Here is an 8,883-nt window from a genome sequence, read left to right on the forward strand (position 1 = left end):
CTGCCTAAACAAAGGAGGCTTAAGCACACCTGAAAAACCCAAACGATCCAAAATATCGAATAATTTGTGCTGATCTTATCAAATTGGGTGTATTGTCTGTATTTTTATGGATGCAAGACTTGAATGGGGTGGATTTTTAGGATTTTGATTGGTATTTTTTAGATTGGGTGGTTTTATCTTTGGATTTGGGTATTATGAGGAATGCAAAGCTCTTGTAAAATCTGTAAAATTCATCTAACCGATATTTTTAACACTATTCCTAAAAACAATGCAATCAACAAAAGAGCAAGCAACCGAACAAGATTTAATTAAAAGATTACAAAGAGACCTTTGCATAAATAGGAATGACTGACAAAATCCAATTTTTGCCCAATTGACGATTTCTTTAAACCTTGTCCTGGCTGTGTTAAGGCTGGGTTTAAAATCGCTAAGTGGGTGAAAAGTGGGTTTTTGATGATTATTCCTATTTATGCAAAGGTCTTAATACAATACAAACATTAAAGATCAAGAAACCTTAGACGCTAATTTCCGTCAAATTTTCAACAGTGTTGAAAATTAGTGGGCGAGGTTATTTTGAATAAAAAATATTAAAATGAATAGAAGAAGAAAATTAAAACCAAAGACTTACGAATTAGAGATTGAAACCTTATCACATGAAGGGCGAGGTATTGCACATTTAGAGGAAAAAGTGATTTTTTGTGAGTGGGGCGTTGCTGGGAGAGAAAGTAGTGGCTGAGCGTGTTTTTTCTCGTGCTAAATTTGAAGAGGCGGAGGTGTTGAAGGTGTTAGAACCTTTGTGGGGGCAGGCGTGGGGTTATCGGTGTAAGACACGATTGGGGGTGTGTTGGGTAGCGAAAAAAAATAAGGTTTTAGTGAGTTTTCGGAAGAAAAAATCGGGTTGGGTAGCTAAATATGGGCAGGTGTAAGGTGTTGCATACTTCCATTGGCGAGCATTTTCGAGCTTTGAGACAGTGTGTTGAGTGGCTTTCTATTAAATCTCAGGTGGCACTTAATCAGAGCAATAAAGCGATTGATTTGTTTTATGGTTTAGGTAATTTCACCTTGCCAATGGCTAAATATGCCAAGTATGTTATTGGCGTGAAAGGGGATTCAGGGTTGATTGAACGATCCAATGATAATACCCAGAAGAACGCCATTAATAATGTGGATTTTTATAGGGCAGATTTATTTAAAGAAGTGGCGGGTTTTGAGTGGTTTCGAGGTAAGCACTATAATAAGGCACTGATTGACCCTGATCGTTCGGGTGCCATTGAAATCGTTGAATTATTGCCAAAATTAGGGGTTGAGTGTTTGGTTTATGTGTCGTGTAATTCTGCCGCCTTGGCGAGGAATACGGCTAAATTAATTACACCTGGGTATCAATTGGAAACCGCAGGGGTGATGGATATGTTTCCACAAACTGCCCATGTTGAGTCCATTGAATTATTTGTTAAATGTTAAATTTGGCTCAAATTAAGCAGGCTATTGGCAACAATGGTGCTTTTAATAGGGGGGTTCAATATTATCGTCATAATGCGCTTAAAAGTTTGGAAATTGAGCATAAAGATTCGGGCTCTATTGTCTTAAATTCTCAGGTATATGGCAATCATTTGTATACTCAAACGATCAGCATTCATCGTAATAGACACACTATTATTGCAGGGAAATGTGATTGCCCAGTGGGTTATAACTGCAAGCATGTTGTGGCAGCGATCATCGCTTTTATCAATACGGAAAAACCAGACAAGGCTTTTCAAGAGGAAAATTTGCAATCGAAATTTAAAGTGTGGGCGGATGATTTTCAACAATTAGGGCAACAAAACCAGCAAGTGCAAACAAGCAATGAATATATGATTTATCGTTTGTTCACTGATGACAGTTATTATGGCGACGATATTGAGTTTATGCGGGTCAAGCAACTTAAAAATAAACAACGGCGTTTTCATAAGATGGATGTTGATAAATTTTTATATGCGGGCACTCATCAGCACATAATTAGTAAAGTTGACCAAGAGATTATCGTAATGTGTCGGGGTATTTTCCCGCAATATGCTTATTATAGAAAAACCATTGCTGGCAAATTGGGTTATCGTGTTTTACTTGAGATGATCAAAACCAATCGTTGCTTTTATCAAGACAACGAACAGCCGTTGCAATTGAGAAAGAGTCAAATCACATTAGAATTAAATTGGAAAAAAAGAGGAAATTATTATCAAATAACCACGAATTTAGCACCAGATGCACGGGTTATTGCCTCCGATCCCGTTGTGGTTATTGACAATAATCAGGCAACTATTTTGCAGGGCATTGACTACGATTATTTGGACAAAATACGCAATGCGCCTGCGGTTTATAAAGCACAAATACATGCAATGTATCAATTATTTAAGCGTGATTTGAGTGGTATTAATATTGTTATTCCAGAGGACTTTGAGTGTCGGAAAATTCATACAATTGCCACGCCAAAAATCAAGTTAAGTAATCAAGATCAGCCTAGGGTCACGCTGAGTTTTATCTATGATGAGGTAGCATTAAATTATGCACCACAAGAATCAGTCAGTGTTATTTTAGAGGGTGGTATGCAATATCACATTCAGCGTGATTTGACGCTTGAGAATCAGATTAAACAGCAGTTTGAAGCCTTGGGTTTTATGAGTGATGTTCTAAAGCAGCAACTATATTTTTATTATGACAATGAAAACAAGCAACAATATTTAGATTTTTGGTATCAGTTTAAACAAAATTTGACCACCTTAAAGCAACAAGGTTTTGCGATTGAAATTGATCCAAGTTGGACGCTAGATTTTGCCAATAATGTTCAAGTGGCAGTAGAAAGTGAGGCAGAAAATAACTGGTTTTCCCTGTCATTTAATTTAGAATTTGATGGGGTAAAACTCCCGTTAGCCCCTTTACTAAGTTCGTTTATAACGGAATTTGATCAGAATGAAGCCAGAGAATATGTTAATTTAGAAGTGCGTTCTGATTATTTTGTGCGTATTAAAACGGAGCAAATTAAACCCATTTTGAAGGTGGTATTGCAATTGCATGATGGGCAATCTCAAGACATAAAAGTGGGGGCATATGAAGCACACATATTGGGAAATATTGATGAGAATATTCTGTGGCATGGATCAAAAGAGGTGTTAAATCTGGCAGAAAAGTTACGCAATTTTGATCAAACTGCTCCTGTGAAGGTGCCTAAAAACCTACGCAACACACTCAGAGATTATCAGAAAACAGGGCTTAATTGGTTGAATTTTTTATTTGAGTTTGGATTTTCTGGCATTTTGGCAGATGATATGGGATTGGGAAAAACTTTGCAAACCTTAACCCATTTGTCATGTTTAAAAACGCAAAAAAAATTAAAAAATCCGGTGTTAGTCGTGGTGCCAACTTCATTGATTGCTAATTGGAAAAATGAGGTGAAAAGATTTACACCGAATTTAAAAATATGTTCATTGTATGGTGGAGCAGAACGCTTTAAAGCCTTTGAAAAAACAGCAGATGCCGATATTTTATTAACTTCTTATGCGTTGATTTATCGGGATATTGATAGATTTACTAAATATCATTTTAGTTATATTATTTTAGATGAAGCGCAAAAAATTAAAAACCCAAGAACCAAAATGTTTGCTGCCATTAAATCCCTTAAAAGTGATTGTCGCTTAGCATTGAGTGGCACTCCAATTGAAAATCATTTGGGTGAATTGTGGTCAATTTTTTCTTTTTTAATGCCTGGATTTTTGCACAGTCAAACTGTTTTTAAAAAGCAATATCAAACCCCCATTGAAAAACACTGGGACGAGGACAAGCAGAAAATGCTCAATCAGCGTGTGCGTCCTTTTATGCTGAGACGCACCAAAGCTGAAGTTTTACCAGAATTGCCCGCAAAATCTGAGATTATTAAATACACTCAATTTGATAAAAAACAAGCCACTTTATACGAAAGCATTCGTATTACCATGGAGAAAAAAGTGCGAGAAGCAATCGCACAAAAAGGTTTGGCAAAATCGCATATTATGTTGCTTGATGCCTTGTTAAAACTAAGGCAAGTTTGTTGCGATCCGCAATTGGTCAAAATAGAGGCGGCAAAAAAAGTAAAAGACTCCGCTAAATTACATTTGTTTTTGGATTTATTAGAAGAGTTATTGGCTGAAAATAGAAAAATATTGGTTTTTTCTCAATTCACCTCAATGCTGAAGATTTTGCAGAATCAATTAGAGCAGAAAAATATCAGTTACACCCAATTAACCGGTGCCACTAAAAAACGCGAAGAAGTGATAGAAAAATTCACTTCTGGTGAAGTCAATGTATTTTTAATTAGCCTTAAAGCTGGCGGCGTTGGACTTAATCTCACCGAAGCAGATACTGTTATTCACTATGACCCATGGTGGAACCCCGCGGTTGAAAATCAAGCAACCGACAGAGCACATCGTATCGGACAAACCAAAGCGGTATTTGTGTATAAACTCATTATTGAAAATAGCATTGAAGAAAGGATTTTAGAATTACAAAAAAAGAAACTGCAATTACAACAAGGTATTTATAAAGGCGGAAAAACTGACAAAGTTTTAGGTAAAGAATTACTGAAATTGCTGAAGGCATAAAATTGTTTTTTTGTTTTGACGAGGTCGGTTTATTTTTGCAAAGGTTGGGTGTAAATTGCGCTAAGTCCCGCCAAAGTCTCGTTCTGAAATTGTTGGGGTTTTATAGTTAAAAATAAGTTAAAAACACCTGAAAATGATAAGAGAGGAAATAAAAAAGGTGTTGAATGGATTTAAAAACACTTAATAAATTTGGATTTTTGGAGATAGCCTTAAGCAAAAAACATTTAAAAAAAATTAATTTTTTAAAAAATCCTGCCATCCCTTTTGTGGCAAAACATTTAACGATTTTATCGTATTTTCGATAAAAAAATTGCTTGCAAAAAAAGCCAAAACACACTATATTTAGTTGTAATTAAATTTAAAAACACTATATCTAGTGTTTTATCAAAAAAGAGAGAAATGAAAAAAGACATCCAAGTTACCAAGCGAAATGGCAAAAAAGAAGCGATTGATATGGAAAAAATCCATCGTGTTGTTAATTGGGCTGCCCAAGGATTGAATGGGGTCAGTGTTTCTCAAGTTGAGATTAATGCAACTTTGGCATTTTTTGATGGCATTAAGACCGAGGATATCCATGAAACTATCATTAAATCAGCCGCTGACCTGATTTCTACACAGACGCCTGATTATCAATATTTAGCAGCGCGTTTAGCCATCTTTCATTTGCGCAAAAAATCGTTTAAATCTTTTACGCCACCGCCCTTGTTTGAGCATGTGAGTAAATTGACAGCGTTAGGTATTTATGACAAAGATATCTTAAACAAATACACCCAACAGGAAATTGAAGAACTTGATGCTCATACTGATCATGAACGAGATATGAAATTCTCTTATGCAGCAGTCAAGCAGCTTGAGGGTAAATATTTGGTACAAAACCGCACCACTGGTGCAATTCACGAATCGCCACAGCAGTTGTATATGTTGGTTGGCATGTGTTTATTCCAAGAATACGATCCCAAAGTACGACTAGATATTGTTAAGCGTTTTTATGATGCGGTTTCTAATTTTAAAATATCTTTGCCAACACCCATTATGGCGGGCGTTCGCACGCCAACCCGTCAATTCTCTTCTTGTGTATTGATTGAGACAGATGATGATCTAGATTCAATCAGTGCAGCAGCAGGGGCAATTGTTAAGTATGTTTCTCAGCGTGCTGGTATTGGTATCAATGCTGGTAAGATTCGTGCATTGGGTAGCCCTATTCGTGGTGGTGAGGCAATGCACACGGGTTGTATTCCTTTTTACAAGCATTTTCATACAGCCGTTAAGTCTTGCTCTCAAGGGGGGGTGCGTGGTGGTGCAGCCACCCTATTCTATCCATTTTGGCATCTTGAAGTCAGAGAGTTACTGGTGCTTAAGAATAACACTGGCACCGAAGAAAACCGAGTGCGTCATTTGGATTATGGTGTGCAATTCAACGGCTTAATGTATCAACGCTTTATTGAAGATGGGGATATTACTTTGTTCTCACCGCATGAAGTACCCGGCTTATATGAAGCATTCTTTGCAGACCAAGATGAGTTTAAACGCCTATATGAACGCTACGAGAAAGACAGCTCTATTTGCAAGAAAACGCTCAAAGCGCGTGAACTGTTTGCATCTTTTATGCAAGAGCGCGCAAATACAGGGCGCATCTATGTACAAAATGTTGACCATTGTAATACTCACGGTGCTTTTGATCCAAGTCTTGCACCTATTCGTCAATCTAACCTCTGTATGGAGATTACCTTACCTACCAAACCGCTTTATTCTGTTCAGGACCCTGAAGGTGAAGTGGCACTTTGCACACTCTCAGCGGTAAATTTAGGCGCCTTAGAATCAATTGATGAGCTTGAAGAAATTACTGAGATTATTGTTAGAGCGCTAGATTCTTTATTAGATTATCAGGACTATCCTATTAAAGCAGCAAAAATCGCCAGTATGAACCGTCGTACACTCGGTATTGGCGTGACTAATTTGGCTTATTATTTGGCCAAGAATGGTGCCAAATACTCTGATGGCTCGGGTAATGACTTGGTTCACCATGCTTTTGAAGCCTTGCAATACTATTCACTTAAAGCCTCTAACAAACTTGCCAAAGAAAAAGGCAGGTGTCCATTATTTAATGAAACACAATACGCAAAAGGCATATTGCCAATTGATACCTTTAAAAAAGATATTAATGATTTTTGTCATAGCGCATTGACCATGGATTGGGATGGGCTGCGAGAAGACATCAAAAAAGACGGCTTGAGAAACTCCACTCTAACCGCATTAATGCCCTGTGAAAGCTCCTCACAAATCTCAAACTCTACCAATGGCATTGAACCACCGCGCGCCTTTGTCACCACTAAGCAATCAAAAGACGGCCTGTTAAAGCAAGTGGTGCCAGAGTATGAAAGATTAAAAAATCAATACGAATTACTCTGGAACATTAAAGACAATGAGGGTTATTTGCAGTTATGCGCCATTATGCAAAAGTTTGTTGACCAAGCCATTTCAGCCAACACACATTATGACCCTGCACTGTTTGAAGGCAATAAGGTACCGATGAAGTTGTTCTTAATGGACTTATTAAAAACTTATAAATACGGCGTTAAAACACTTTATTATCATACAACACGCGATGGTAGCGGCGAAGAAGGCATGCTTGAAAAAGAAGACGATAACGCCTGTGCAGATGGCGTGTGCAAATTGTGAGAATACGATATGTCTAAAAACAATACTACCGTTGCCATTGTTTATGATTTTGATGGCACACTTGCCAAGGGCAATATTCAAGAAAACTCTTTTATTCCTAATTTAGGCGTACAAAAAGAAGCGTTTTGGAATGAAGTAAAACAAATAACGCAAGATGACGAAATGGATGAGATTTTGGCGTATATGTATTTGTTGATTAAAAAAGCCAAAGAGAAAAAGGTGAGTTGTAAAAAAGAGGAAATTAAAACACATGGGGGGAGCGTTCAATATTTTTCAGGCGTTGAAGATTATTTTGCTAGAATTAACAAACACGCCAAAGACAAAGAGATTAGCCTAAAACACTATATTATCTCCTCAGGCACCAAAGAGATGATTGAGGGCACCTCTATTGCCAAAGAATTTAAAAGTATTTTTGCCTCATCATTCAAATATGATCACGAAGGTGTGCCTGAATGGCCAGCCTTAGCCATTAATTACACCACCAAAACCCAATACCTGTTTCGCATCAACAAAGGCATTGAAAACGCCTGGGATAATACCAATATTAATAAATTTACACCTTTAGCAGATCGCTCTATTCCGTTCGAAAATATGATTTATATCGGCGACGGTGAAACCGATGTTCCTGCCATGAAAATGTTGAATTATCAGGGAGGCACCTCTATCGGCGTATACCCTCCTAATACCAAAGGGGCAAAGAAAAAAGCACAAAAATTGCTAGAAAACGACCGAGCAAACTATATTGCTAAAGCGGATTATTCTGAAAATTCAGAAATAGATAAAATCGTTAAAGGGATCCTTGATCAGATCTCGTCTAAGGCAAGCATTCAACAATACACAAAATAAGACTATGCACTTCAATCAAAAACTAGAGTAACTACTATAAACACTGGATAAATTAACAGACAATCAAGATATTTTACTTAAGCAAAATGTCAAGCATCATGCGGCGCAGTTTGATGCCGATCTGATTACCTTATTATTGAATGACAAAGACAGCAAAGCCCATTTTTTTGATGAGATAGACAAAGCCACGATTTTTAACTACCGTAAGTTTATTGATTATATTAATGGAGACCTTTTCATAACTCAACCAAAAAACCACCAATCTGATAAAATAACACCCATCTAAAACAACCATAAAACACCCAAAATGTCTTGGAAAAACACCCAACAAAATTCATTTGCAGATTCTCTTGTTATTGAACATAAATCTCTATCAGAACTAGACGATGTGCATAACATCATTAACTGGGGCGAGATAGAACAAACACTATCAAATCTTTATACCTCCAAAACAGGTGCAAGCGCCTATCCACCCATAATGATGTTTAAAATCCTAATTCTTCAGGCTTGGTATGCGCTTAGCGATGAAGCCTTAGAAAAACAAATTGCTAGAGATTTAATGTTCAGACGCTTCATTGATTTAAGTTTAAGCGAAGCAGTGCCAGACCATTCCACCATTTGGCGTTTTAGACAATTACTCAATACTGAAAATTTGCTAGAAGCACTACTAGAACAAATCAATCATCATTTAGAACAAAACAGTATTATTGTTTCTCTAGGTTCAATCAACATTATTGATGCCACCGTCATT

At 37.1% G+C, this 8,883-nt stretch carries 9 protein-coding genes; all 9 read left to right on the forward strand.

Features of this window, described 5'->3' with window-relative positions; all coding sequences use genetic code 11:
• Nucleotides 1–592: 592 nt before the first annotated feature.
• Nucleotides 593–736, forward strand: coding sequence for a TRAM domain-containing protein (locus BHECKSOX2_RS10390; protein ID WP_245391378.1), 144 nt, complete (start codon nucleotides 593–595; stop codon nucleotides 734–736).
• Entirely contained in the window at nucleotides 729–926 is a 198-nt protein-coding gene (locus BHECKSOX2_RS10395) for a hypothetical protein (protein WP_245391379.1), read from the forward strand. Before BHECKSOX2_RS10390 ends, BHECKSOX2_RS10395 begins: the two co-directional genes overlap by 8 nt.
• Nucleotide 927: 1 nt before the next feature.
• Nucleotides 928–1,461, forward strand: a complete 534-nt coding sequence (locus tag BHECKSOX2_RS10400) for a class I SAM-dependent RNA methyltransferase family protein (RefSeq protein WP_245391380.1) — start codon at nucleotides 928–930, stop codon at nucleotides 1,459–1,461.
• On the forward strand, nucleotides 1,455–4,607 hold the full coding sequence (locus BHECKSOX2_RS10000) for a DEAD/DEAH box helicase (protein WP_139683453.1): 3,153 nt from the start codon (nucleotides 1,455–1,457) through the stop codon (nucleotides 4,605–4,607). The genes BHECKSOX2_RS10400 and BHECKSOX2_RS10000 overlap by 7 nt, the downstream gene beginning before the upstream one ends.
• Nucleotides 4,608–4,771: 164 nt before the next feature.
• The gene (locus tag BHECKSOX2_RS10005; RefSeq protein WP_180323768.1) at nucleotides 4,772–4,912 is read left to right on the forward strand and encodes a hypothetical protein; all 141 of its coding nucleotides are present in this window, start codon (nucleotides 4,772–4,774) and stop codon (nucleotides 4,910–4,912) included.
• Nucleotides 4,913–5,006: 94 nt separating this feature from the next.
• Entirely contained in the window at nucleotides 5,007–7,286 is a 2,280-nt protein-coding gene (gene nrdA / locus BHECKSOX2_RS10010; RefSeq protein WP_139683454.1) for a class 1a ribonucleoside-diphosphate reductase subunit alpha, read from the forward strand.
• 9 nt (nucleotides 7,287–7,295) lie between these two features.
• Complete coding sequence (locus tag BHECKSOX2_RS10015; protein WP_139683455.1) at nucleotides 7,296–8,132, forward strand: haloacid dehalogenase-like hydrolase; 837 nt, start codon at nucleotides 7,296–7,298, stop codon at nucleotides 8,130–8,132.
• Between the two features lie 124 nt (nucleotides 8,133–8,256).
• The gene (locus BHECKSOX2_RS10685; RefSeq protein ID WP_425356624.1) at nucleotides 8,257–8,418 is read left to right on the forward strand and encodes a site-specific DNA-methyltransferase; all 162 of its coding nucleotides are present in this window, start codon (nucleotides 8,257–8,259) and stop codon (nucleotides 8,416–8,418) included.
• A gap of 21 nt (nucleotides 8,419–8,439) precedes the next feature.
• Nucleotides 8,440–8,883 (forward strand): transposase (locus tag BHECKSOX2_RS10025; RefSeq protein WP_139683466.1); only part of this gene is annotated, 444 nt, incomplete at its 3' end.

This window comes from thiotrophic endosymbiont of Bathymodiolus puteoserpentis (Logatchev), assembly GCF_900127505.1.
Classification (GTDB): domain Bacteria; phylum Pseudomonadota; class Gammaproteobacteria; order PS1; family Pseudothioglobaceae; genus Thiodubiliella.